The organism is Sphaerisporangium viridialbum (assembly GCF_049674955.1).
Taxonomy (GTDB): domain Bacteria; phylum Actinomycetota; class Actinomycetes; order Streptosporangiales; family Streptosporangiaceae; genus Sphaerisporangium; species Sphaerisporangium viridialbum.
Map to the genome: position 1 here is coordinate 5,745,873 of NZ_CP187232.1, position 24,754 is coordinate 5,770,626.

General features: G+C 70.2%; 24 protein-coding genes. 12 read left to right on the forward strand and 12 right to left on the reverse strand.

The features are described from left to right. The first annotated feature begins 18 nt into the window (after positions 1 to 18). Positions 19 to 1,080, forward strand: a complete 1,062-nt coding sequence (locus ACOZ38_RS25850; RefSeq protein ID WP_424533761.1) for a hypothetical protein — start codon at positions 19 to 21, stop codon at positions 1,078 to 1,080. A 25-nt stretch (positions 1,081 to 1,105) separates the two neighbouring features. Further along, positions 1,106 to 1,309 carry a hypothetical protein gene (locus ACOZ38_RS25855; RefSeq protein WP_424533762.1) on the forward strand — a complete coding sequence of 68 codons (204 nt, stop codon included), beginning with the start codon at positions 1,106 to 1,108 and terminating at the stop codon, positions 1,307 to 1,309. Here ACOZ38_RS25855 and ACOZ38_RS25860 read toward each other — a convergent pair. Further along, positions 1,300 to 2,052 carry a sulfite exporter TauE/SafE family protein gene (locus ACOZ38_RS25860; protein WP_424533763.1) on the reverse strand — a complete coding sequence of 251 codons (753 nt, stop codon included), beginning with the start codon at positions 2,050 to 2,052 and terminating at the stop codon, positions 1,300 to 1,302. The genes ACOZ38_RS25855 and ACOZ38_RS25860 overlap by 10 nt on opposite strands. 140 nt (positions 2,053 to 2,192) lie before the next feature. Here ACOZ38_RS25860 and ACOZ38_RS25865 point away from each other — a divergent pair, with 140 nt between their 5' ends. Further along, positions 2,193 to 2,945, forward strand: coding sequence for a class I SAM-dependent methyltransferase (locus ACOZ38_RS25865; protein WP_424533764.1), 753 nt, complete (start codon positions 2,193 to 2,195; stop codon positions 2,943 to 2,945). 153 nt (positions 2,946 to 3,098) lie between these two features. Here the strand turns inward: ACOZ38_RS25865 and ACOZ38_RS25870 are convergent, their stop codons facing one another. Then, positions 3,099 to 3,482 (reverse strand): hypothetical protein, encoded by a 384-nt coding sequence (locus ACOZ38_RS25870; protein WP_424533765.1) that lies wholly within the window; start codon positions 3,480 to 3,482, stop codon positions 3,099 to 3,101. Between the two features lie 467 nt (positions 3,483 to 3,949). Between ACOZ38_RS25870 and ACOZ38_RS25875 the strand changes: the two genes are divergently transcribed. Next, positions 3,950 to 4,198, forward strand: coding sequence for a hypothetical protein (locus ACOZ38_RS25875; RefSeq protein ID WP_424533766.1), 249 nt, complete (start codon positions 3,950 to 3,952; stop codon positions 4,196 to 4,198). 44 nt (positions 4,199 to 4,242) lie between these two features. Here the strand turns inward: ACOZ38_RS25875 and ACOZ38_RS25880 are convergent, their stop codons facing one another. Then, a complete protein-coding gene (locus ACOZ38_RS25880; RefSeq protein ID WP_424533767.1) occupies positions 4,243 to 4,506 on the reverse strand; it encodes a hypothetical protein in 264 nt (87 codons plus the stop codon). Positions 4,507 to 4,826: 320 nt separating this feature from the next. On the opposite strand from ACOZ38_RS25880, the gene ACOZ38_RS25885 reads away from it, so the two are divergent. Continuing rightward, a complete protein-coding gene (locus tag ACOZ38_RS25885; RefSeq protein ID WP_424533768.1) occupies positions 4,827 to 5,927 on the forward strand; it encodes a hypothetical protein in 1,101 nt (366 codons plus the stop codon). Positions 5,928 to 6,093: 166 nt separating this feature from the next. On the opposite strand, the gene ACOZ38_RS25890 is transcribed toward ACOZ38_RS25885, so the two are convergent. The 6 genes from ACOZ38_RS25890 to ACOZ38_RS25915 all read right to left on the reverse strand — a co-directional run bounded on the left by ACOZ38_RS25890 (position 6,094) and on the right by ACOZ38_RS25915 (position 14,696). Next, the gene (locus tag ACOZ38_RS25890; RefSeq protein WP_424533769.1) at positions 6,094 to 8,271 is read right to left on the reverse strand and encodes a CocE/NonD family hydrolase; all 2,178 of its coding nucleotides are present in this window, start codon (positions 8,269 to 8,271) and stop codon (positions 6,094 to 6,096) included. 121 nt (positions 8,272 to 8,392) lie between these two features. Further along, positions 8,393 to 9,553, reverse strand: coding sequence for a Glu/Leu/Phe/Val dehydrogenase dimerization domain-containing protein (locus ACOZ38_RS25895; protein ID WP_424537084.1), 1,161 nt, complete (start codon positions 9,551 to 9,553; stop codon positions 8,393 to 8,395). Between the two features lie 5 nt (positions 9,554 to 9,558). After that, the gene (locus tag ACOZ38_RS25900; protein WP_424533770.1) at positions 9,559 to 11,364 is read right to left on the reverse strand and encodes a thiamine pyrophosphate-binding protein; all 1,806 of its coding nucleotides are present in this window, start codon (positions 11,362 to 11,364) and stop codon (positions 9,559 to 9,561) included. Next, positions 11,361 to 12,500 carry an acyl-CoA dehydrogenase family protein gene (locus ACOZ38_RS25905; RefSeq protein WP_424537085.1) on the reverse strand — a complete coding sequence of 380 codons (1,140 nt, stop codon included), beginning with the start codon at positions 12,498 to 12,500 and terminating at the stop codon, positions 11,361 to 11,363. The genes ACOZ38_RS25900 and ACOZ38_RS25905 overlap by 4 nt, the downstream gene beginning before the upstream one ends. Beyond that, positions 12,391 to 13,476: a DMT family transporter gene (locus tag ACOZ38_RS25910; protein WP_424533771.1), complete on the reverse strand. Its 1,086-nt coding sequence runs from the start codon at positions 13,474 to 13,476 to the stop codon at positions 12,391 to 12,393. Before ACOZ38_RS25910 ends, ACOZ38_RS25905 begins: the two co-directional genes overlap by 110 nt. After that, positions 13,473 to 14,696 carry an amidohydrolase family protein gene (locus ACOZ38_RS25915; protein ID WP_424533772.1) on the reverse strand — a complete coding sequence of 408 codons (1,224 nt, stop codon included), beginning with the start codon at positions 14,694 to 14,696 and terminating at the stop codon, positions 13,473 to 13,475. Before ACOZ38_RS25915 ends, ACOZ38_RS25910 begins: the two co-directional genes overlap by 4 nt. 144 nt (positions 14,697 to 14,840) lie before the next feature. Here ACOZ38_RS25915 and ACOZ38_RS25920 point away from each other — a divergent pair, with 144 nt between their 5' ends. The 4 genes from ACOZ38_RS25920 (at position 14,841) to ACOZ38_RS25935 (ending at position 17,864) form a co-directional block, all read left to right on the forward strand. Beyond that, on the forward strand, positions 14,841 to 15,443 hold the full coding sequence (locus ACOZ38_RS25920) for a TetR/AcrR family transcriptional regulator (protein WP_405150653.1): 603 nt from the start codon (positions 14,841 to 14,843) through the stop codon (positions 15,441 to 15,443). A gap of 251 nt (positions 15,444 to 15,694) precedes the next feature. Next, a complete protein-coding gene (locus ACOZ38_RS25925; RefSeq protein ID WP_424533773.1) occupies positions 15,695 to 16,021 on the forward strand; it encodes a hypothetical protein in 327 nt (108 codons plus the stop codon). 247 nt (positions 16,022 to 16,268) lie between these two features. Further along, positions 16,269 to 17,141 (forward strand): methyltransferase domain-containing protein, encoded by an 873-nt coding sequence (locus ACOZ38_RS25930; protein WP_424533774.1) that lies wholly within the window; start codon positions 16,269 to 16,271, stop codon positions 17,139 to 17,141. A gap of 75 nt (positions 17,142 to 17,216) precedes the next feature. Further along, complete coding sequence (locus ACOZ38_RS25935; RefSeq protein ID WP_424533775.1) at positions 17,217 to 17,864, forward strand: TetR/AcrR family transcriptional regulator; 648 nt, start codon at positions 17,217 to 17,219, stop codon at positions 17,862 to 17,864. 49 nt (positions 17,865 to 17,913) lie between these two features. Here the strand turns inward: ACOZ38_RS25935 and ACOZ38_RS25940 are convergent, their stop codons facing one another. Further along, entirely contained in the window at positions 17,914 to 19,383 is a 1,470-nt protein-coding gene (locus ACOZ38_RS25940; protein ID WP_424533776.1) for a helix-turn-helix domain-containing protein, read from the reverse strand. A gap of 368 nt (positions 19,384 to 19,751) precedes the next feature. Here ACOZ38_RS25940 and aceA point away from each other — a divergent pair, with 368 nt between their 5' ends. Beyond that, positions 19,752 to 21,038, forward strand: a complete 1,287-nt coding sequence (gene aceA, locus ACOZ38_RS25945; protein WP_405150669.1) for an isocitrate lyase — start codon at positions 19,752 to 19,754, stop codon at positions 21,036 to 21,038. 261 nt (positions 21,039 to 21,299) lie between these two features. Beyond that, positions 21,300 to 22,520, forward strand: a complete 1,221-nt coding sequence (locus ACOZ38_RS25950; protein ID WP_424533777.1) for a hypothetical protein — start codon at positions 21,300 to 21,302, stop codon at positions 22,518 to 22,520. Between the two features lie 110 nt (positions 22,521 to 22,630). Here ACOZ38_RS25950 and ACOZ38_RS25955 read toward each other — a convergent pair whose 3' ends face one another. After that, positions 22,631 to 22,852 carry a DUF397 domain-containing protein gene (locus ACOZ38_RS25955; protein ID WP_424533778.1) on the reverse strand — a complete coding sequence of 74 codons (222 nt, stop codon included), beginning with the start codon at positions 22,850 to 22,852 and terminating at the stop codon, positions 22,631 to 22,633. Between the two features lie 17 nt (positions 22,853 to 22,869). Then, a complete protein-coding gene (locus ACOZ38_RS25960; protein ID WP_424533779.1) occupies positions 22,870 to 23,718 on the reverse strand; it encodes a helix-turn-helix domain-containing protein in 849 nt (282 codons plus the stop codon). A gap of 443 nt (positions 23,719 to 24,161) precedes the next feature. On the opposite strand from ACOZ38_RS25960, the gene ACOZ38_RS25965 reads away from it, so the two are divergent. Next, positions 24,162 to 24,692: an ATP-binding protein gene (locus tag ACOZ38_RS25965; protein WP_424533780.1), complete on the forward strand. Its 531-nt coding sequence runs from the start codon at positions 24,162 to 24,164 to the stop codon at positions 24,690 to 24,692. Positions 24,693 to 24,754 lie beyond the last annotated feature (62 nt).

The window sequence follows — 24,754 nt, forward strand, 5'->3', positions numbered from 1 at the left end:
GCCGCCGGGAGCGGCGACGTGATCACCGCCGTCTGGTCGCCGGCCTGCCTGGAGCACGTGCCGGGCGCCGAGATCTGGATCGGGATGCGGACTCCGGGCACCGAGGTGCCCGAGCGCGCCACCGCGATCGGGGACGCCCTGGCGGAGGCAGGGGCCGAGCTGGTGGAGGCGGTGCCCCACGACGACACGGCGCTCAGGGCCGTCCACGATCCCGGGATGCTCGACCACCTGCGCGACGTCTGGGAACAGTGGAACGAGGCCGGTTACCCGCGGGACCCCGGGCAGGATCGCGTGGTGCCGTACGTCTTCCCGACCCCGGCCATGCTGTCCGGAATGCCCTCCCGTACGCCCACGGCCGTGCACGCCCGCGCCGGGCTCTGGTGCTACGACACCATGACCCTCGTCGGCCCCGGCACGTGGGCCGCCGCGCGGGCCGCGGTGGACGCGGCGCTCACCGCGGCCGGCCTGGTCGCCGCCGGGTCGTCCCGTGCGGTGTACGCGCTGTGCCGCCCGCCGGGGCATCACGCCGCGCCGGCCGGGTACGGCGGCTCGTGCTACCTGAACAACGCGGCCGTGGCGGCCGAGGCGCTGCGCGGCCACGGGTTCGCGCGGGTCGCGGTCGTCGACGTGGACGCGCACCACGGCAACGGCACCCAGGCAGTGTTCTGGGAACGGCCCGACGTGTTCTACGGGTCGGTCCACGTCGATCCGGGGGCGGGGTGGTTCCCGCACTACCTCGGGTTCGCGGACGAGACCGGCGCGGGAGCGGGCCGGGGCTCCACGGTGAACGTCCCGCTGGCACCCGGGTCGGGCGACGAGGCCTGGCTCGCCGGGGTCGAACGGCTGTGCGCGGCGGTCGCGGCGTACGGCGCGGAGGCGGTCGTGCTCTCACTCGGCGTGGACGCGGCGGCCGGCGACCCTGAGAGCCCGCTCCGGGTCAGCGCGGACGGCTACCAGCGGACGGGGTACCTGATCAACCGGCTCGGCCTTCCCGTGGTGGCCGTCCAGGAGGGCGGCTACCACCTCCCCACCCTCGGCCCCCTCGTCGTCCGCACCCTCACCGGCCTCACCACCCCTTGACCCGAGGCCCCGTTCGTCTCCCACCATGGCGCGTTTCCCGCGCTCAGCGGAACTGGTCGAGGAACTGGAGGGGGCATTGGCCGGCTACCCGGGCGCCGTCGTCATCGTCACCCACGACCGCCGCATGCGAACCCGCTTCACCGGCACCCACCTGGAGCTCGGCGCCGGCCACATCACACGGCTCCAACCGGCCGCGGCGCGCCCTTCGTGCCGGAGGCCTCACAGGTAGGCGTCGAGGGCGAGCTTGACCGCGACGAGCAGGCCGCAGACGGCGGCGGCCACGCGGAGCGTCTGCCCGGGGAGTCGGCGCGCGAGCGCCGGCCCGGCCCAGCCGCCGACGAGGAACCCGGCCGCCAGCGGGATCGCCGCGGACCACACCACCGGCCCGAACAGCGCGAAGCCGAGGGCCGCCACGCCGTTGGCCAGCGCGGACAGGAGGTTCTTGACGGCGTTCACCCTGGCCGGGGGGTCGCGGAACACCGAACCCAGCACCGCGAACATCAGGATGCCGCCCGCCGCTCCGAAGTATCCGAGGTAGACGGCGACGCAGAACACCCCGGCGCGCACCGCCCAGCCGCTGCCGTCCGCACGCCCTCCCGTGAGCCTGTCCAGCTTCGGCCTGCGGATCAGCAGCAGCGAGGAGCCGGCGATCAGCCACGGGGCTACCGCCTCGAAGGTCCTGGACGGCGTCACCAGCAGCAGCGCCGCCCCCGCCACGCCGCCCAGCGCCGACACCCAGCCGAGCCGCAGGACCCGCTCGCCCTGACCGGTGAGCTCCGGCCGGGACCCGGCCGCCGCCCCCATGCCGGTGAACACCAGCGCGACCGTGTTGGTGACGTTCGCGCTCAACGGCGGAAGCCCGAAGGCCAGCAGCGCCGGATACGAGACCATCGATGCCAGGCTCACCACCGTGCTGACGACCCCCGCCACCACCCCGACCCCGACCAGCGCCAGCACATCGCCAATGACCACGAGGCACACCCAACCATGCCCGATACGGATGAAATCGTCAGGGGTGCATGAGTAGGGAGGTACTCGGCAAGCACGACAGGACCAAGGGGGTCCGGCGTCCAGGCACTCTTGATCACATCTCTCCTGAGATACTCCCCCTTGTGACGATCTACGACAGGATCGGGACGACGTACACCGCGACCCGTCGGCCCGATGCCAGAATCGCGGCACGGATCGCTCGTGCGCTCGGCGACGCTCGTACGGTGGTCAACGTGGGCGCCGGTGCCGGTTCCTACGAGCCCCCTCAGACGGTACTCGCGGTCGAGCCCAGCACGGTGATGATCGGGCAGCGACCGGACGGGGCCGCTCCTGCCGTACGCGCCCGCGCCGAGGCCCTGCCTCTCGCCGACGGCGCGGCCGACGCCGTGATGGCGATCCTCACCGTGCACCACTGGACCGACCTGGAAACCGGGCTGGCCGAACTCCGGCGCGTCGCGCGGCGGCGCGTCGTCGTCCTCACCTGGGACCAGAGCGTGACCCGGCGGTTCTGGCTGCTCAGCGAGTACCTGCCCGAGGCCGCCGCCTTCGACGACAACCGCGCCGTCCCAGTCGAACGGCTGTCCTCGGCGCTCGGCGGGGCTCGCGTCGAGACGGTGCCGGTCCCCCGTGACTGCACGGACGGCTTCGGCGCGGCCTACTGGTGCCGCCCCGAGGCGTACCTCGACCCCGGCGTGCGGGCGGGCATGTCGGTGCTCGCCCAGACCGGCGAAGACATCCTCCAGCCGGGCCTGACCCGGCTGGCCGCCGACCTCTCGTCCGGCGACTGGTACAAACGCCACACCGAGCTCATGAAGCTGGAGCGGTTCGACGCCGGCTACCGGCTGCTCGTGACGGAGGTAGGGCCCGTGACGTGATCCGCACCACAATCAGCGTGAACGTAGGGCCCGAGTGATCAATCCCAGGTGATCACGGCGATATAGGGGTGAAGCGAAGCTCTGTGCGTGGAGGGCTGATCGTTCTGATCGACGGGCGGCGACGCCAGAGGAAGCGTCGCCGCGCCGCGTCGTTCACTTCGGCGAGCGGCGGGTGGAACGTCGGCTCGATGAGGTGCGGGCTGATAGTGCGCTACGGCACCGCAACAGCCATATCAGTGCGCCAAGAAGCTCCCCAGCAACCAGCGCCGCGACCCAGGCGGGGGCCAGTCCGGCGCGAGGTGCCAGGTACAGGAGGACCGCGGGGGCTGCCAGCAGCACCAACACGGCCATGGCGACCTGCCCGAGCATATTGATCATGCCGTTGGTTTCCTGAGCGGGAACCTGGGCGTGCAACTCTCCCTGGAGTTCACCGCGAAAGGGTCTGGCGGTGATGACCAGCCGTGCTGAAGCGGAGGGCTGTTCAGCGGGCTCCATAGAGCTGGCGGGAAATGGGCTGACGAACGGATCGGTCGGCATCGAGGGGATCTCCAAGGAGAACGGGGCGGCACTGCACCAGAGACGGTGCAGGTAAAGCGAGACGGTGTGCCATGTGGGGGACTCTCTGTGCGGCTCGGGCTAGGTCTCCTGGGGTGATCTGAATGTGCTGAACGCATGCCCCAGTGCACGGAACATGCGTTCGGATCATCCTGATGTGGCCGACTATATCCCATCGTGCAGTGAATCACTGCGCGTACGATGGTGAATACGCTTCATGTTTGCGTATATGGTGTAGAGAAAAGTCAGAACGCTTACAGTGGAAGACTGGCGAACTTGTGTGTGGTGTGTAACGGTAACGATGGCGGCGAGGTTGCAGCTCGATCCCGCCTACCGCGACCGTGATGCCCAGCGGCCCTCTACCCGACCCCTACCCGACCTCTCAGACAAGCGCCTCGCACAGCTCCCCGTCAGTCCACGTGAACAGACCTGCAAGGGAGAAACGACGAATGACCTCCATCACCGGTGAAGGCACGTCGCCTCGGCAGGCCGTTGCTGAACGGATCACCACCGCGCTCATCCCCAAGTCCTCGGAGGCCTTACAGCGCTCCCTGGACCGCACCGGCCTGACTAAGACCGACCTCGTCAACCGTGCCATCGCGCTGTTCGACTTCATCGACGAGCAGCTCAACTCCGGCAAGGAACTACTTCTGCGGGACCCGGTATCTGGCGAAGTCCAGCTCATCCGACTGCTATGACCTTGCTCCTTTAGGTCCTACCAACCTGCGAGGCGCCGCCAAGATCACACCTTGGCGGCGCCTCGCTTGTTGTGCGGAAGGTCGCCAGTAGCGATCTGGTCGTCGGCCCAGAACTCCATCAACTCCTCGGCGGTCAGCTGGCCGGGCGGCCGCGCGGGCGGGATCCGCCCGGTACGGATCGCCCAGGTCGTTACCAGCAGGACCAGCAGTTCCTCATCCACGCGGACCTGCTGAGCTGCCGACACAAGGCGCCGCGGATAGAGCGCGGCCGCGCAGATGGTCCGGGGCATGGTGGCGAAACACAGCATCGGTTCTCATCTCAAGAAGCGGGGAAAGGGGTGCGGGATCAACGATGAGGCGGCCAGCCGGCCGTCCGCCACCCCTCCAAACATCCCCGGATGCCCCCGGAACAGATCGCGCTGCACGGGATGAGGTGGCGCGGAGTCAGCGCTGCCTCCGCACGGGTTGGCTCCTGCTTTCCGGCCCCTTGCGGACTCGTCCGCGACCATCCGGAGTCGTCCGGTTCTATCCGGTTGCCTGCGGGGTTCTCGTCTCGGGTTCTAGCGAAGCTGTCCGGACGAAGGCGGAATATACGTTCTGGCTCCAGATTGGTCCTATTGCTGCCACCATGACTTCGCTACCTGGTGTTGATCGTCGATCACTCATTCCGGCGGAGGTCATGGCTGGACACCACCATGATGTGGCGGCCTTCGTCGCCCAGTTGAACGAGCTGCGTGAACTGGCCGGTTCGCCGAGCCTTTCTGAGCTGCGGAAGCTGTCCCAAGGCCTCGCTGAGGGTGGTCGCCGGCCCAGAGTGCTGGCCGAGAGCACCACCCACGACATCCTGACCGGCAAGCGCCACGGGTTCCCCTCTTGGCCCTGGGTTGCCTCCTACGTGAACGCCTGCCACCGGGCAGCGGCCGAGACCCACTTGGATGTCGCCGAATTGGGCAGCATCTCCGACTGGAATGCCCGCTGGCGGGCCGCACGCACCTCTGAACAGACGGCCCCTGCCGCAGGCTCTCTACCCGATGACCCGGTTCCGGCACCCGAACCTACGCTCACCTCATCTGAGGAAGCACGGCCCACGCGTAAGAAGCCGGATCCGCCGATGTCGGTGCCAATGCGGCGCTACCTGAGGCGTTTCGGCCGGACCGGTGCCCGGCTGGTCCGCCAGGCCGAGGCCGGTGATGCCCAGGCATGCCTGCGCTTATGGGTCATCACCCTGCTTGGAGACCAGCTCGCCGAAGCACGCGAATGGCTCAATCAAGCCGCAGCGGCAGACAATGACCACGCAGTCTTGCTGCGCCAGCACCGCTTCCACCGAGCTGCGGCGACCGAGTACGCCTATCAGTACGCGACCGCCTACGAGGCCGACGGCAACAAGACCAGCATCGCCATCTTCTTCTACCAACTGGCCGGCCACCACGGCCACGCCGGCGCCGCCTTCCAACTCGGCCACATCCACACCAGACGAGGCGACCAGTGGCTGGCTGCGACCTGGTTCAGCCGCGCCGCCGACGCCGGGCACCCGCACGCTGTAGCGCATTTCAACGAGATCTCCCAGCAGATCAGCAACGCCAACCTGACCGACGACCGCAAAATGCTGGCCGAACTCGCTCAGGACCCCCCCTCACCGGCCGAGCGTCCCCCCGGCTATGCCTTCGACGCACCGCGCGGGGATCTCGATGACTCGGCGACCGCCATACGCCCGCCACCCCTGATCTGAAAGGCGGGCAGTTCATAGGAACTCACACTTCACACGGCATGAGGATGTCCATGGTCAAGGTGCCACGAATCTTCAGTGACGCAGTGCATCCTCGACATGACGCAAATGTCCTCAGACGCAAGGGCCACTTCGGGACACGGCTCGGCTGTTCCGGCCGTAGCGCGACTCACCCGCCGACCTCGACGCGGCACGTCCAGCTACGGCTCATGATCTGGATACCGTCCTGTATGGCGGTGAGGTCAACGGTGATCACCAGCTCGCCCACCCACGCCACCACCTCGACCCGGCTCCGCGTGGTCACCACGGGGCCGCCCTGCCAGGCGATCGTGAAGTCACTGCCCGCCACGGCCGTCTGGTGGCGGGTCCTGTGGTCCAGGGTCACCTGGCCCTCGTACCTGTCGGCGTAGGTCCCGCCGCCCAGCGGCTCGGCGGCGGAGCCGTAGCCGGTCACGCATCGGGTGACCCGCTGGAGCACGTCGTGGTCGATGGTCCACACCACGTCGGTCGCGTCGGGGACCGGCGCCTCGGTGCGGCGCAGCCCCGTCGCCGGTTCGCCCAGGGGACCGCCTGCCAGCGGCAGCAGCAGGGCACTGCCGCCGAGGTCCACCGCCACCGGTACGGCCTCGGGCGAGGCCATCACGTTGGGCCATTCCGAGGTCGCGAGCGCGAGCCTGAGCCGGTGCCCGGGGACCACTCGGTGCGCTACGACGTCCAGCTCCAGCTCGGCCTCGCACTCCACCACCGGCCTGAGGACGACCTTGGCCTCAGGCTCGGACCCGGACTCGACCTGCGGCTCCGGAACACCGGGGAGGCGGAGGACTCCCCGGCTGACCAGTTCGGAGGCGCCGTCGGGGGCCACGTCGCAGAGTCGTGCGGCGAGGGTTCCGCCCGCGCCCGTACGGACCCTGGCGCGCAGCCTGGGATGGCCGACGATCGTCAGGCCCTCCGCGGGGCTCTCCCATTCCACGATCACGCAGCGGGCGTCGTCGGTTCTCTGGTCCAGCGCCTGGCCCCACGGGAGAGAGCCCGCGCAGTTGTTCCAGACGGCGACCCCGATGTCCGGGGCGGTGGGAAGCTCCGCCCAGGCGTCCAGGAGCTCCGCGGAGCCTTCCGTGGAATGGGAGCCCGCGCGTGGCGAGCGGTGGCTCTCGGGGAGGGGGGTCGTGAGGGAGGAGGGGTGCTCGGGGAGGGGGGTCGCGAGGGAGAAGGGGTGCTCGGGGAGGGACGGCCAGGCCGGGAGGTCGCGGAACTCGCCGTTCACCATGGCGCGGTCGGGGGCGGGCGGGGTGGACGAGCGGACGAACACGACGGCCGAGCGGTCGGGCGCCGCGTCGCAGTCCCCGCGCAGCCAGCGGTCCCACCAGCGGACCATCTCGGGCAGCAGCTCGATGCCCGGCCCCGGGAGCGCGTGGTCCGGTGACGCGTGCGACCACGGCCCGGCGATCACCCGGTAGGGCACGTCATCGCGTTCGAGCACGGCGCTGAGACGCGGCACCACGTTGGCGTAGCCGTCCGCCCATCCGGCGACCAGCATGGTCGGCACGGCGATCCGGCCGTGATTCGGCCCCAGGAAGCCCTTTCCGGCCCCGGCCTCACCCCGCCCGAGCGGGACCTGTGCGGCCGCGGCCGCACCCGGCCGGAGCGATCCCTGCCGGCCCTTGGCCTCATCCCCCCCGAGCGAGCCCTGCCCGGCCCCGGGCCCATCCTGCCGGAGCGAGCCCTGCCGCCAGTACGCGCCGTCGTGCCGTTCCGCCATCCAGCGCAGCAGCCACGGCTCGGTGGCGTCCAGCCGTCGTAGCCACTCCTCCCGCCAGCCCTCGCCGTACACCTCGGGGACGGGGGGCAGCGCGTTCATGGCCGCCATGTAGGCGGGGTAGTCCACGATGTCCAGCCAGCGGTGGATGCCGCCCGCGTAGTGGACGTCGTCGGTGTAGCGGTCGTCGGAGGCGTAGATCGAGCAGATCGCCCTGAGCGCGGGCGGCCGGGCGGCGGCCACGCACAGGGCGTTGAAGCCGCTGTAGGAGGTGCCGTACATGCCGACGCCGCCGTCGCACCACTCCTGCGCCGCCAGCCAGGCGATCACCTCGCACAGGTCGGCCACCTCGGTCGCCGGGTACTCGTCCTCGGGCACCCCCTGGCTCGAACCCGTGCCGCGCACGTCCACCCGGCACACCGCGTACCCGTGCTCGGCCGCCAGCGTCTCGTACTCGGTGCGGTAGCCGTAGGTCACGTCGTCCTTGCGGTACGGCAGCGCCTCCAGCAGGCAGGGCGCGGGCAGCCGTTCGGGGAGGTACAGGGTGGCCGCGAGCCTGGTGCCGTCCGCGAGCCCGATCGACGTCAGCACTGCTTCGCCTCCAAGATGTGAGCCGGACGCGGTGCCCCCGGTCATCGCGTGCTCCCCGCGGCGCCCGTCACCGCGTCCTGCCGTTCGGACGCCGTCATCGCGTACTGCCGTTCGGACGCCGTCATCGCGTGCTGCCCTGGGGGGACGGTACGCGGCCGCTGAGTTCGTAGGCGACCTCTCGCGGGGTCCTCCCCGTACGCGCGGCCCCGTCCAGCACCTCGCCCACGACCCGCCGCATCCACGACCGGATCTTGCCGAAGGCTCCCCCGGCCTGCGCGGGGATGTCCCCGAACAGGGTCCACCACCACCAGGAGTTGGTCGCCGAGTTGGCCACGACATCGGGGACCACCATCACCCCGCGCCCGCGCAGCAGTTCCTCCGCCTCGACGGTGACCGGGCAGTTGGCGGCCTCGACGATCAGCCGGGCGCGCACGCGGGCGGCCTCGGGAACGCCGACGCAGTACGAGACGGCGGCGGGGACCAGCACGTCGCAGGCGACGTCCAGCCAGCGCTCGCCGGGCAGCTCGCGGTCGTCGTCCCGCAGGCGCGTACGGTCCATGCGCCCGTGCGCGTCCCGGCTGAGCAGCAGCGTCTCCACGTCCAGCCCGGCCGGGTTGACGACCAGGCCCTCGGTGTCGCTGATGCCGACGATCCGCACCCCGGCCCTGGACAGGAACCTGGCCGTGGCCCCGCCCATCGAGCCGAACCCCTGGACGACGGCCGTGGCGTCCCGGAGCCCCAGGTGCTCGATGGCGGTCAGCGCCGCCTCGGCAACGCCGCATCCGCCCGCGAGGTCGCCGAGCCCGATGCCGTCCACCTCCACGGCGAACGCGGCGTCGAGCCTGGCCAGGGCCGCGTCGGCGTCGTCGAGCAGCGGCAGTACCGCGTCGATGGACGTGCGCAGCCCGGCCTCGCGGCAGGCCGCGTCGATGGCGTCCTGGCGCAGGCCGAGGTCCTCGCCGGTCGCCCAGTACGTCTGGAGGAGGGGCTTCATGGCGGCGATGTAGCGCCGCAGGAGCCCGTCCGCCCGCGGGTCGAGCGGATCACAGTCGATGCCGCCCTTGGCCCCGCCGAGCGGCTGGTACAGGTTGCCGGGTTCGTACGCGAGCGCCTCCTTGTGGCTCATCCCGCGCGCGAGGTCGGCGACCTCGGCCAGGGTGACGCCCTCGCGCATGCGCAGGCCACCGCTGCCGACCCCGCGTCCCAGCCTGTCGATCACCACGTAGCCGTGGCGTCCTGTGACGTCGTCCGTCCACACGACCTGGAGGAACGGCTGAGGCATGGTGGTCACTGGCTCTCCTTGACGACGATGACGGTGGGGACGGGGGCGCGCACCGCTTCTCGTACGGCCGCACGCAGCTCGCCGGGGGTGCCGGCGGCGAGGCCCCGCGCCCCGTAGGCGCGGGCGAGCAGCACGAAGTCGGGCGCGTGCAGGTCCACGGCGACCGGTGGCATGCCGCGTTCGGCCATCTCGGCGCGGATCTCCCCGTAGCCGCCGTTCACCGACACCACGATCGGAAGCGAGAGGCCGAGCTCGACGGCGGTGGCCAGCTCCTGCAGGCTGAACTGGAACGCCCCGTCCCCGGCGAGCACCGCCACGGGCGTGCCCGGACGCGCAACGGCGGCGCCGATCCCGGCGGGCAGCGCGAACCCGAGCGTGCCGTAGCCGGTGGGGAACAGGAACCTGCCCGGCGGGTCCGTCGGCAGGCCGCCGAGGGCGCCGTAGTAGCACATCATCGAGTTGTCGGCGGCGACGATCGTCTCGGCCGGCAGCGCGTCGCGCAGGGCCGCGAGGTGGCCCGCCCACCTGCGCGTGAGCGCCTCCAGCTCGGCGTCGCGCGCGTGCCACAGCCCGGGCCCGGGCTTCGACGCCGCGACGTGGGCGGGTGCCAGGCGTTCGAGCAGGCCGCGCAGCGCCTCGCCCGCGTCGCCCACGACGGGCACGTCCGCGACATGGTCCCCGTGCATCTGGCCGGGGTCGACGTCGACCCTGATGAGCGTGCCGCCCAGCCGGAAGTCGTCCACCCAGAGGTCGGACGGCGCCAGCTCGGTCCCGGCCGCCAGGACCACGTCGCACCCGGCCAGCCACTCGCGCACGACCGCGAGGTGCAAGGTGGCGCCGAGGGACAGCGGGTGGCTCTCGGGGACGGCGCCCTTCCCGTTCGCCGTCGTGACGATCGGCGCCCCGAGCAGCTCCGCCAGCTCCACCGCCAGCTCACCGGGCGATCGCGTACGGGCGGCGGGGTGCGGGCCGTCCGTACCAGCGGCGAGGTGCGGGCCGTCCGTACGGGCGCTCGGGTGGCCGTCCGTACGGGCGTGCTCCGGTGGCCGGGGGTGGTCGGGCGCGGGCGGGTGGCAGCCGCCGCCGAGGACGACGGCGGGGCGGCGGGCCGTGCCGAGCACGGTGGCCGCCGCGTCGAGGGCGGCGGGGTCCGGGGCGCGGCGGCGCAGCCGGAGCGGGGGGCCGAGCCCGGCGGGGCCCTCGGCGTCGAGCAGGTCGACCGGGATCTCGATGTGGACGGGCCGGGGACGTCCCTCGCGGAAGAGGGCGAACGCGCGCGCCACCGCCGCCGGGATCTCCGCGACCGAGGTGACCCGGTGGCTCCAGGCGCACAGCGCGTCGAGGGCGCGGGACTGGTCCTTGCTCTCGTGCAGGTATCCGCGGCCCTGGCGGGGGTGCGAGGACGGGACGCCGGGCGAGACCAGCAGCACGGGCACCGAGTCGGAGTAGGCCTGGGCGAGCGCGGTGGCGGCGTTGACGGCCGCCGGCCCCGTCGTGGTGACGGCCACGCCGGGACGGCCGCACGCGCGGGCGTACCCGTCTGCGGCGTAGCCGGCCCCCTGCTCGTGCCGCGGCGTCACGCAGCGGATCCCGGCCTTGCCGAGCTCCTGGTAGAGGGCCAGGTTGTGGGTGCCGGGGATGCCGAAGACGGTGTCCACCCCGTACGAGGCGAGCGCGGCCACCAGCGCGCCCGCGCCCGTGAGCCCGTGGCCGAGGCCGGTGGGGCCGGGGTCGCGCGGGGCGGGGTCGCGCGGGGCCGTGGGGGCGGGGTCGCGCGGCGCGGTGGGGCCGGGGTCGCGCGGGGCGGTCACGCGTTCCTCGCCAGGGAGCGGGAGATGATCAGGCGCTGGATGTCGGAGGTGCCTTCCTCGATCTCCTCCAGCTTGGCGTCGCGCATCCACTTCTCCACCAGGTACTCGCGGGAGTAGCCCCAGCCGCCGTGGGTCTGTACCGCGGCCCAGGTGCACCACATGGCGTTCTCCGAGGCGGTCAGCTTGGCGATCGCCGACTCCTCCGCGACCGGCTCCCCCGCGTCGTACAGCGCGGCGGCCCGCATGGTGACAAGGTGCGAAATATCGGTTTTTGCGGCCATGTCGGCGAGCCTGAAGGCCACCGCCTGATGTTCGATGATCTTCACGCCGAACTGCTCGCGGTCCCGCGCGTACGCGAGCGAGGCGTCCAGCGCGGCGCGCGACAGCCCCGCGCAGGCGGCGCCGATCAGGATCCGGGAGGCGTCGAAGGTGCGCATCAGCCCGTGGAACCCCTGCCCCTCCTCGCCGAGCCGGTTCTCCACGGGCACCCGCACGCGGTCCAGGAACAGTTCGGCGCAGGCGATGCCGCGCTGGCCCATCTTCGGCATCGGGTTGCCGACCGTGAAGCCCTCCATCCCCCGCTCGACCACGAACGCCGTGATGCCGCGCGACCGCGTTCCGGGCGAAACCGTCGCGAACACCACGAACAGGTCCGCGTACGGGCCGTTGGAGATCCACGCCTTGGAGCCGGTGAGGAGGTAGGAGTCGCCGTCGCGCACGGCCCGGGTCGTCAGCGAGGCCGCGTCGGACCCCACGCCGGGCTCGGTCACCGCCAGCGCGGTCAGCGGCGGGACGCCCTCGCAGAGCGGGGTGAGGAAGCGGCGCCGCTGCTCCCCGCTGCCGAGCTCCAGCACCGGGGCCGCGAAGAAGCCGTTGGAGGTGACCAGGTTCCCGATCGACACGTCACCGTGGCACAGCTCCTCCTGGATCAGGCACTGGGTCACCAGGTCGCCCACGCCCCCGCCGCCGTACTCCTCGGGCAGCATGTAGGAGGTCAGCCCCGCCCTCGCGGCCCTCTCCCAGATGTCACGGGGCAGCTCGTGGTCGGCCTCGTCCACCTCGCGGGCACGAGGCCTGATCTCCGCGGCGGCGAACTCGCGCGCCAGCCGTACGAAGTCCCGCTGCTCCTCGGTCAGGGCCGAGCCGCTGCGTATGGGACGAGTCATGGCGTTTTCCTCCGGGGACGGGGGTGAGGGGGCGAAGGGGAGGCGCCGGGGCGGCGCGTGCGGGCACGGTGACGAGGACCATCGCCACGAGCAGGCATCCGCCGCCCACCAGCAGCGACCATCCGGCCGCCTCGCCGTACAGCAGCACCGCGAAGGCGGTCGCCCACAGCGGCTCGACCGACATGACGACGGCGGCGGTGGTCGCGGGCACGTGGGCCTGCGACCAGGTCTGCGCCAGGAAGGACAGCGCCCCTGCGACGGTCGCCAGGTACACCACGCCGAGCCAGTCCCCCGGCGACCCCGGCACCGCGATGCCGCCGGGCGCGGCCACCGCCGTCATCACGCAGGCCAGCGTGCCGATCTGGACCACCGTCAGCGCGTAGGCCTCCTCGGGACGGCTCCACCTGCCGAGCGCGACGATGTGGACCGCGTAGAGCGCCGCCGACACCAGCGTGAGCGTCAGCCCGGCGGCCGGGATCGGCCCCCCGCCTCCCCCGGCCATCAGCATGAACGCGGCGAGCCCGGCCACGGTCAGCCCCACGGCCGTCCAGGCGCGCCGGGTGATCCTCGTACGGAACCACAGGAGCCCGAGCAGCGGTGTCATGACGACGTAGGAGCCGGTGACGAATCCGGAGACGTAGGACGGCAGCGTCGTGAGCCCGTAGGTCTGGGTGGCCAGGGCCGCGCTGTACACCACCCCGAGCCCGACGCCGGCCCACCACGCCCGGGGGCGAAGCCCGCGCAGCGCCGTGGGACGTATCGCGACCAGCAGGGCGGCCGACATCAGGTAGCGCACGGCGAGCAGGTCGATCACGGGCAGCCGGGTGACCATGTCCTTGACCAGGGGGAAGGTGGTGCCCCACACGGCCGTCACGCCCAGCAGCGCCGCGACGCCCGCGAGGTGCCGCGCGGCACGCGGCTCCAGAAGGCCTTCGAGGGGCTTCACCGCAGGTCGTTCTTGAGGATGTCGCCGTTCTTCATGACGAAGGCGACGTCGGTGAAGGCATCGACGTCGAAGGGGCCCCGGACGGCGACCAGGTCGGCGTACTTGCCCGGCGCGACCGAGCCGACGCGGTCGTCCCAGCCCATGCACTCGGCGCCGGTCAGCGTGGCGGCGCGCAGGGCGCCGAGCGGGGTCATGCCGTACTCGACCATGGTGCGCAGCTGCCGTGCCTGCATGCCGTGCGGGAAGCCGCCCGCGTCCGTGCCGAAGCCGATCCTGACCCCGGCGCGCACCGCTCTGGCGAACGCCTCGCGCTGCGCCTCGGCCGTCTCGTCGTTCTTGCGCAGCCCTTCGGCGTCGAAGCCGTTGGTCGCGGCGGTCTCGCGGATCCAGTCGGCCCACCAGATGTCGGCCGACAGGTAGGTGCCGTGCTCCAGCATGAGCGCGATGCCCTCGTCGTCCAGGTAGCAGGCGTGCTCGATCGAGCGCACCCCGGCTCTGACGGCCATCTTGATGCCCTCTGCGCCGTGGGCGTGCGCCGCGACGTGCGCGCCGTACCAGGAGGCCTCCTGGACGGCGGCGCGCATCTGCTCCTCGGTCAGCTCGGGAGCGCCCGGCACGGTGCCGGCGGCCATCACCGCGCCCGTCGCGATGAGCTTGATGAGGTCGGCCCCGCCGTGCAGGATCTCGCGGACCCGCTCGCGCACGTCGTCCACGGTCCGTACGGACCCGAAGCGCAGGTCGCGGGGAAGCTCGATGTCGTGCGCCAGGCCGGTGATCATGCCCCCGCCGGAGGAGACCGTGACGTAGGCCCCGGCCACGGCCATCCGGGGGCCGATGACCGTGCCGTCGTCGATGGCGTCACGCAGCGCCGTGTCGACGAAGGCGCGAAATGTCCCGACGTCCCGCACCGTCGTGAAGCCCGCCAGCACGGTGTCGCGGGCGTTGCGCACGCCGGCGAGGGCCTGCCTCGCGGCGCTGAGCTTCAGCTCCTGGGCGTAGTCGGCGCAGGCCGCGACCCCGACCAGATGCGTGTGCAGGTCGATGAGGCCGGGGGCGAGGGTCGCGTCGCCGAGGTCGACGACCCGCACGCCGGAGGGCACGGGGCTCGTCCCTGGCAGGATCCCGGCGATCCGTTCGCCCTCCACCAGCACCGTCCGGTCGTCCAGCACGTGACCGGCCTCTACATCCACGAGCCGCGCGCATCGCACCGCGATCGCCATCAGAGATCCCTTCCAGGCGTTTCCTGAGTCGCAACTCAAACACATCGGCCTTGAGCATGACAATGGGTGATTTGACTAAGTCGCGCCTCAGCCTTCGCGGCGCAATTCACGCTCACGGCGCGCCAGGCGCGCTAGGGTTCCCCTGTGGCACGAGGATTCGGCCGGATACGTCGCGAAGATCTGCTCAGGACGGCCTGTGAAGTGATCACCGCGCAGGGCTTCGGGCACACGCGCACCCTCGACATCGCCCAGGCGGCGGGGGTCAGCCAGGGGCTGCTCTTCTACCACTTCGAGACCAAGGACAACCTGTTCGCGCAGGCCTTCGCGTACGCCGCGCAGCGCGACCTCGACGCGCTCGCCAAGCTGGAGCAGACCGGCGGCCCGCCGCTCGAACGGCTGCGCGACCTGCTCAAGCTCTACTCCCCCAGCGGCAAGTCCAAGTCGTGGGCGCTGTGGATCGACGCCTGGTCCGAGTCGCTGCGCGGCACCGCGCTCGAAGAGGTGTCCCGCACCATCGACCTGCGCTGGAAGCAGGCGTTGCGCACGATCCTCGACGACGGCATCGCCGAGGGCGTCTTCCTGTGCCCCGACCCCGACGCCTCCACGTGGCGCATCGTCTCGCTCATCGACGGGCTCGCCGTGCAGACCACCGTGCACAAGCGTGTGCTCACCCGGGCGCGGCTCGCCGAGCTGGTGCGCACGGCCACCGCCACCGAGCTCGGCATATCCCCCGAAGCCCTGTCCTGACGTTCCCGTCCAGCGGCGGAATGGCAGGAAGCGGTCACCGGCTCGCAACTTGCTGCCTTTCGATTCTCTGTCCCATGGCGTGCGGAAAGCGCAGAGTTGTTTCTGCGAGAACAAAATCCACCGCCGCAGGAAAAGAGCAAGAGAAATGAAGAAGCCGACCGCCGCCCCGACCCGGCCCAGGGCCGGCACCACCTGGGACGCAGCCGCCCCCGCCGACGGATCCCCCTGGAACTGAGGGGCGGTGCGGAGCGATGTTGGTGGTCCTGACGATGCGCCGCATCAAGGGAAAGCCGTCGGGCGAACCGCCCCTCGACGGAGAGAGAATGCTCGCCCTATTGCCCAGGCAATGGCGTAAGAATTACCGGGAGGGCGCCGGATACATCGCCATCAGAATTCAGGCCGACGAGAACACGACCGCCGCGCAGATACGCGAACAGGTGGTCGCCATCCTGACCAATCCGGAGATCACCCGCTGGCGCCTGGTCTCCTGCGAGCCCCTGACACAGCACCCGACCCCAAGGAGGGGCAACTCTGCCACCATCACCCACCACACAACCCAGCACGCCCAGTGGAACTGACGTCAGCCACTTGCACGAGCAGGCGCCGCACCTCGTCGACCGGCTCCGCTTCCTCCTCGTCCACCTTGGGCCGGTGAAGGAAATAGATGTCGCCGTCTTCAAGGATCTCCCCCATCTGATGGGCCTACCCCGGCCCGCTCCTATGAGACCTCGGCCGAGGCTGCTAGAGTCGTGAACGTGCGTTCATGAACGCACGTTCATTACCTGTTCGAGGCAGGGCGCCGGCAACGTTTCGTGGGAGGGCTTGATGCGTTCGATCGTCAACACTCAGCAGGCTGAGGCGTGGAACGGGTACGAGGGGAACCACTGGGCCGACAACCGCGATCGGTACGACGCGGTGAACAGCGGGTTCAACGGCTACCTGCTCGACGCCGCGTCCATCGGGGAGCATGACCGGGTTCTCGACGTCGGCTGCGGCAATGGGCAGGTGACCAGGCTGGCGGCGCGCCGGGCGCGTCAGGGGCATGCCACGGGGGTCGACCTGTCGGTGCCGATGCTGCGGCAGGCGCGTGCCACCACGACGGAGGAGGGCCTCGCCAACGTCACCTTCGAGGAGGGGGACGCCCAGGTCCACCCGTTCCCGGCGGGCGGGTTCGACGTGGCCGTGAGCCGGTTCGCGATCATGTTCTTCGCCGATCCGGTCGCCGCGTTCGCCAACATCGGCCGGGCCCTGCGCCCGGGGGGCCGGGTGGCCTTCCTGAGCCTGCGGAGCATGGACCAGAACGACCTGGGGTCGGTCTTCGCGGCGATGGCGAAGTATCTCACCACCAGCGAGAAAGCCGAGAAAGCCGAGGAGGCCGAGGCTCCGGGGCCGGAGTCGCTGGCCGATCCGGCGCGCGTCCACGAGGTGCTCACCGGCGCCGGATTCGACGACGTGGTCACGACGCCCGTCGACGCACCGCAGGTATGGGGCAGGGACGCGGCGGACGCGGCCGGGTTCCTCGGCGCGTGGGGGCCCGTCCAGCACAGGCTCCGCCAGGTCGACCAGGCCTCGGCGGCCCGGGCCCTCGACGCGCTCGCGGAGGCACTGCGTCCCTTCGAGGAACCGGACGCCGTACGCCTGCGCGGCGCCGCCTGGCTGATCACCGCCACCCGTCCGGGAACACCTGGATCGCGGTGACCCGGGCACTGGCAGGACGGCCCCCGTGACGCCTCCCCACCCAGGCGAAGAGCCTGGTCACTACCATGTGGCGTGATGTCTCCCAGAAGAGCGGCCGTGCTGCGCGAGGGCGGTGGCGACCAGAGCCTGCGCGAGCACCTGATCGCCACCGCCGAACGCCTCATCGCCGAGCGCGGCACGGCCGGGCTGACCGTGCGCGCGATCGCCCGCGAGGCCCGGGTCGCCGACGGGGTGCTCTACAACCACTTCGCGGACAAGGAAGAGCTCCTCGCGCTGGCCCTGCACGCGCACGTACGCACCGTCGAGCGGAGGCTGGTCGAGCCGCCCCGGCGCGCGGGCGAGGGCACCGTCGAGGCGAACCTGCGCGCCTACGTCGCCTACGGGCTCGCCCTGCACGTCGCGATCCTGCCCGCCTTCGCGGGGCTGGTGCACCAGCCCGGGGTGTTCATCCGGTTCAACGAGCTGCCGAACCCGACGGCCGAGGGGCGTGGGCTCCGGGCCGACCTGGCCGCTTACCTGCGCGCCGAGCGGGAGCTGGGCCGGCTGGCACCCGGGGCGAGCGCCGAGGCCGCCGCCACGATGATCATCGGCGCCTGCCACGAACTGGTCCTGCCTGGCGTGTTCAGCGGCTCACCGATCACCCTGGAGCAGATCCCCGACGGCTTCATCGACGATCTGGTCACCACCATCACCTGTGGCATCCGCGCGGCTCACGACTCCTGAGCGAGACCTGCCCCGGCCGTCCCGGCGAGCCTGCCGCTCGTCACAACGGTCAGACGCCCGCGTGGCGTTCGAGGAACGTGTAGACGTCGGCCTCGTCCACACCGGGGAACGAGCCGGGGGGCAGTGCGGCGAGCACGTGGGAGTTCGCCCGCGCCGAGGGCCAGGCGTAGCCCTCCCAGCGCTGGGTCAGCTCGGCGGGCGGGCGGCGGCAGCAGTCCCCCGTCGGGCAGTTCGACTTCGACCTGTTGGTGGTCTCCCTGCCGCGGAACCAGCGGGACTCCTTGTACGGCACCCCGAGCGTGATCGCGAAGTCGCGCTCGCGGGAGGGATCGACGTGGGCGCTGCAGAAGTACGTGCCGGTGGGCGAGTCGGAGTACTGGTGGTAGACCGAGAAGCGGTCAGGGGAGAGGAACACCTGCCGCCCCGACCACTGCAGGCACATGCGCTGCCCCTCGATGGCCCCCTGCTCGTCGGCAGGGAACACGATGCCGTCGTTCTCGTACGCCTTGTAGATGATGCCGCCGGCGTTGTTGCGCACGAAGTGGCAGACCAGGTCGAGGTGGTGGGTGGCCAGGTTGGTGAAGCGGTGCGCGGCCATCTCGTACGAGACCGCGAACACGTCCCGCAGGTCCTCGACCGACAGGACCCGGTCCTGCTTGGCCTCCTTGAGGTACGGCACGGCGGCGGTCTCGGGCACCAGGACGGCGGCGGCGAAGTAGTTGGCCTCGGTGCGCTGCCGCAGGAAGTCGGCGAAGTCGCGGGGCTTGTGGTGGCCGAGCGCGAGGTGGCCGAGGGTCTGCAGGAGGATCGTGCGCGGGGTGTGCATGCCGAGCTGCTCGTGCTTGACGTAGATGCGGCGGTTGCGGAGATCGGTGATCGACCGCACCGATCTGGGCAGGTCCTGCGCGGTCTGCACGGTGTAGCCGAAATGGGTGACGAGCGCCTGGACGGTGCCCGCCGACAGCGCGCCCGTACGGTAGCCCACGGCGGCGAGCGCCTCGGCGGCGGCGGCCTCGATCTCGGCGAAGTAGTTGCCCTGCTCGCGCTGCTTGCGCCGGAGCTCGGCGTTGGCCGCCCTGGCCTCCTCCGGCGTCGCCGTGCCCTTGGCCTGGCGCGAGCGCAGCTCCTCGTACAGGCCGATGATGTGCTCCAGCACGTCGTTGGGGACGCGGGCGGAGACCTTCAGCCGGGACAGGCCGAGGGAGGCGTAGATCGGGTCGCGCTGCGCCTCCTCCAGGGCGATCTCCAGCTGGGCGCGGCGGTTGGGGGCCTGCCGGCGTAGCAGCTCCTCCACCGGCACGGTCAGCGCGGCGGCGAGCGACTTCAGCAGCGACAGCTTGGGCTCGCGCTTGCCGTTCTCCAGCAAGGAGAGCTGGCTCGGCGCGCGTCCGACGCGCTCGCCGAGCTCGGACAGGGTGAGGCCGCGCTGCTTGCGCAGGTGCCTCAGACGCTGGCCGAACGCCAGGAGGTCGAGCTCCTGCGTCAAAGACAGCGGTTCTTCTCCCACCAAAGACGCCATAGCACGATCCTAGGCGTAATTTCTACATATCTTCCACTCCGCCGCACCACATCCCCCGTACGGGCACTCCGGGCAGGGGTCCGGCTCGGGTCATGACGCCGTTGGCACGCCGGCGAAGATCAAAATCAGTCCGAAACATCCTGATATGTCGGCATAAATCGTGATGTGACGGCCCAGTGCCTCGTGATCCGCGTCACAGGAATTGGTCTAGTCCATAACGAAAACTTTGCATTTCTTGCCATCAAAATACTGCCGAGTATTCACTTTTCACGAAACATCAGGCATATTTCTCTCGATCAACCTTGCCGCTACCCCCCACACCGTCGCAGACTCGAAGCAAGCGCCCAGAGGACGGCAAAGGAGTCAAAATGAAAGATCGCCTCAAGGGAGCTGCAGACGAGCTGCGGCGAGAGTGGGAGAGCAACCCGCGCTGGAAGAACGTCGAGAGGACCTACACGGCCGAAGACGTCGTTCGACTGCGCGGTTCCGTCCAGGAAGAGCACACTCTCGCCCGGCTTGGCGCCGAGCGGCTGTGGTCCCTGCTGCAGACCGAGGAGTACGTGCACGCGCTGGGCGCCCTCACGGGCAACCAGGCCGTGCAGCAGGTCAAGGCGGGACTTAAGGCCATCTACCTGTCCGGGTGGCAGGTGGCCGCGGACGCCAACCTCGGCGGCCAGACCTACCCCGACCAGAGCCTCTACCCGGCGAACTCGGTCCCGGCCGTCGTGCGCCGCATCAACAACGCCCTGCTCCGGGCCGACCAGATCACCTGGTCGGAGGGCGACGCCAAGGCCCCGCACTGGCTCGCGCCCATCGTGGCCGACGCCGAGGCCGGCTTCGGAGGCGTCCTCAACGCCTTCGAGCTGATGAAGGGCATGATCGCCGCGGGTGCCGCGGGGGTGCACTGGGAGGACCAGCTCGCCTCGGAGAAGAAGTGCGGCCACCTCGGCGGCAAGGTGCTGATCCCCACCGGCCAGCACATCAAGACCCTCAACGCGGCCCGCCTCGCGGCCGACGTCTGCGACGTCCCCACCCTGATCATCGCGCGGACCGACGCCCAGGCCGCGACGCTCCTGACCAGCGACGTCGACCCCCGTGACCAGGCCTTCGCCACCGGCGACCGTACGGCCGAGGGGTTCTACCGGGTGCGCAACGGCGTGGACGCCTGCATCGCGCGCGGCCTCGCCTACACGCCGTACTCCGACCTGCTGTGGATGGAGACCTCCACGCCCGACCTGGACGTGGCGCGGCGGTTCGCCGAGGCGATCAAGGCGGAGTATCCCGACCAGATGCTCGCCTACAACTGCTCACCGTCGTTCAACTGGAAGCAGCACCTGGACGACTCCACCATCGCCAAGTTCCAGCGAGAGCTCGGCCACATGGGTTACAGCTTCCAGTTCATCACCCTGGCGGGCTTCCATTCGCTGAACCACTCGATGTTCAACCTGGCGCGCGGCTACGCCGAGGAGGGCATGACGGCGTACGTCGAGCTGCAGGAGGCGGAGTTCGGCGCCGAGGCGCAGGGCTACACGGCCACCCGCCACCAGCGGGAGGTCGGCACCGGCTACTTCGACCTGATCAGCACGGCCGTCGCGCCGGACTCCTCGACGGTGGCGCTCAAGGGCTCCACCGAGGCCGAGCAGTTCGCGCACTGAGACATCCATCGCGGGAGGCCGCCTCACGGCGCTCCCCCGCACGCGACCGCGGGCGACCCACGGCACGCCCGCGACCGCGAACCCCTGGAACCCGCGGGTTCGTCCGGTAAGATCCGCCTTGGGCAGCGGCCCCCTCCGGACGAGCCCGCGCACCATGCTCGCTCACGTTCCAGAGGCCGGCAGGGTACACGCCCTCGGGTCAGCCGTACCTCCACCGGCTCCTCGAAGGGCTTTCCGGCTGCGATCAGGGATAATCCCACCGTGATCGCCCCCAGTGTGACGATGCGACTGTCCGGGCCGCACGACGAGGACGTGGAGCTGCGACGACAGGGATCGCGGGTCAGCGAGCGTCGCGGGAGCCGGGTCGAGGTGCTGATCGACCAGGTGGATGAGGACGTCGCCGCCGTGCACTTCGAGCTGGCCGCGGACCGCTACGCCGCCGACGGATACACCCAACGCCCGCAGACGGCGTCGCCTTGCGTACTGGGCACTCCGGCGGACGACGCCGGCTACGCGTTCGCGTTCGCGGCGATGATCGGCGGTGCGCAAGGCGCGCTGATCCAGGCACAGGCGCTGCGCCTGTGGGAGGACGATCAGGCCGCGCGGGACGCGGAGCGGGAGGCGATCGAGCGGGCCGGCTCCCAGGTGAACTTCTACGGCCTGCTGGACGACCACCTGCTCCTGGTCCCGGACGGACCGGCGGTCCACGCGTACATCGACGGCATCGACGTGGTCTCGATCATCGACGGCCTGGCCACCGCCAAGGGCATGACACCGGGCCTTCTGGGCTTCGACCCGAGGCGTGAGCCGTGGCGGGTCGATCTCATGGCCCGGCACCGGCTCAGGAGCCTGCTCGCGAGCGCGGACATGAGCCGGCTTCGATCCCTTCGAATCCGCACCTGGGGCGGCACCGCTCACCTCGACCCGGTCCTGCGCTTCTTCTCCGCCACCGAGCGCCTCACCCACCTGGGTCTGTGGACCCAGCGCGAAGACCTCGTCGAAGCGCCGGTGGCAGATCGGTACCCCGGCCTGCGAGCACTGGAGTGTCACGCCGGGGAGGTCGCACAACTCCTCCGGGACGGAGCGCCCCGGTTGCACACGCTCGTGGCGTACGGCACCGACGGGGACGCCGGGGCTCTGGTCGACATGCTGTCCGGCCTCGCCCTGCCCGCCCTCCGCCATCTCGCCCTGTGGGAAACCGACGTGGATGCCGCGACGCTGAGCCGCTCTCCCGTCGTCGCACGGCTGGCCACCCTAGACCTGTGGAAGGTCAACCACGCCGGCCGGTTCGACTTTTCCGCCCTCCTAGGGCATCGGCGGCACCTGGCGCATCTGGAGCGGATCGTCGTCCCTGGACATGGCATCCCCCCCGGCACCGTCAGCCGGTTCGGCGACTGGCCACAGGTGACCTTCGCCGGCCACAACCGCCGTGAACTCCTCGCGCTCGACCTCGATCCCCGGGGGTACCCGCTCCACATGTGAGTGACCAGGCCGAGTCCCGATCGCCCTTGCCGGCACCTCCGGCCCGTGAGGGAACGGGAGTCTGCCATGCCGGATCGTAGGCTGCACGCACAGGTCCGGCCATGGCGCCCTTAATGGAAGTCGAACTCGTCGGCCCGTACTCCGGCCAGGAAGGCATCCCACTCGGCCCGGGTATAAATGATCATCGGCCCCTCAGGGTGACGACTGTGCCGCACCGCGATCCGCCCACTCCCATCAAGCAGCGGACCAGCCTCGACGCAGTTCGATCCCGCGTCCGGGCTGAAACTGCTGATATGCCATGCAGCACTTTGCTGCTGCTCGGGGACTGACATTTCACCCTCCACATGGACTACTCAATTTTACTTAAGGCTGCTTCGATCAGCTTCATCGATTCCGGGAGATCCAGCGAGTCATGCTGTATGCGATCAAACTTCAGCATCAGCCTCTCAACTCCTTCCGCTTCAACGTAGATCCCACCGGCAGGAGTGTCCACGTAACCGATCTGGGGATATGGTTCCGGCATCTCGAAGATCCTGAATGAGCCATCATGGCTGGCGTGCGCTCCGGAGATGAACGGCAGGACCCTGATCTCGATGCTGGGATGATCAGAGAGGTCGAGCAGGTGCTCAAGCTGCTCTTTCATGCTTGCGGATCCGCCAACCACACGCCACAAGAGACTCTCATCAAGGATCGCCTCAATCTGCGGCGGTTCCGCAGCAGTGAGAATCTGCTGACGCTCCAGCCTGAACCGTGCACCTGACGGGGACAGCGATGGGTCACTGTCAGTCCGCCGGATGACCGCCTCCATGTAGCTCCGCGTCTGAAGCAGCCCTGGAATCGCCAACGCGTCGAAGGACCGGATCACTCTCGCCCGGGACTCTACCCAGGCATAGTCGACGATGAGCTTCGAGAGATTGCCGGAGTAGCTGTCCCACCAGCCTTCGTGCCATACCTCCGTGGCAAGTCTCATCAGGTCGCTGCGTTTGTGTGGGTCAGCGACGCCATAAAGATCCAGAAGAGCTTGAACGTCCGGGGTGCGCGCTGGATAGAGGCCGGTCTCCAGACGGCTGATGGTTGCGCCGTCGCGCTGGATGTAATCACCCGCCTCCGGCAGCTTCAGACCGACCGCTTCACGTAGCTCACGAAGCTGCCGTCCAAGCCATTGAGCACGCAAGGTCATGCCACGCTTCGCGCTCATGCGATCACCTCGTCAAGTGGGGACGAGGGAAGGCTACTACCCATCGTGTTCACCAAGGAACGTTTCGTGATTGCCATGCATGCATGCACAGTGTCTGTCATCGTAAGTGAATAGCCACACACAGAGCGTGGCCACACTACGCCTAAGGCGGATGAGCCGACCAAACGGGAGGCTGTGCCATGCATGTCGATCACTCAGCGGCAATCGCCGGATCCCTTGGAGCGCCTCCCCGGACCGACCTGGCCAGGCTGGTCTGGACGCACTCCGGAGGAACTGGTCCTGCGCATGAACCGGATCGAGCAGTCCTATCCCTACGCCGCATGTGATCCGCCCGCCGATCCCCGCGAGTTGCCCGTACCTACACCGACAGGTGAAATCGCTCAGCACTGATCATCCCCGCACGGTTACGGAACGTTCCCCATCACAGAAAGGGAAGCATTTCGATGATCGCGATGCGTCCTCGCGCGCTGGCCTCGGCCTTCGGCGGCATCACCGCGTTCCTCCGCTCGACCCCGAAGGGCACTTCGACTCCGGAACAAGCCGCCGAGGCACGACCGCTCTCCGGTCCGGTCTCGTTCGCGAGCCTTCCGATGCTCTCCCATCGGTTCGCTCCCTCGGCCTCACAGGTGAAGCCGGCCCGCGCGTTCGTCGCCGGTCTCCTCGGTGACGAACACCCCTGCCTGGACGACGCGATGCTACTCACCAGCGAACTCGCGGCCAACGTCGTACGGCATGCCGTCGAGCGCGAGTTCCTCGTTTCGGTGGCCTTCCCGGGCACCGCAGTGATGGTCACGGTCGAGGACGGCGGATCGTCCAAGATCCCCCACCTGAGGAGGCCCGCCGACGACGAGACCGACGGCCGTGGCCTCGGGCTCGTCGACACTCTCGCGTCCCGCTGGGGCTTCGAACGCCGCCCGACCGGCACCCTCGTCTGGTTCGAACTCGCCCGGCCCACCCCCGACCGGCCGCACTGACCCGGCCGCTCTCTGGCACGATCGCGCCGTTTCGCCGCGGCCACAGCGGGCGCAGCGGTCGA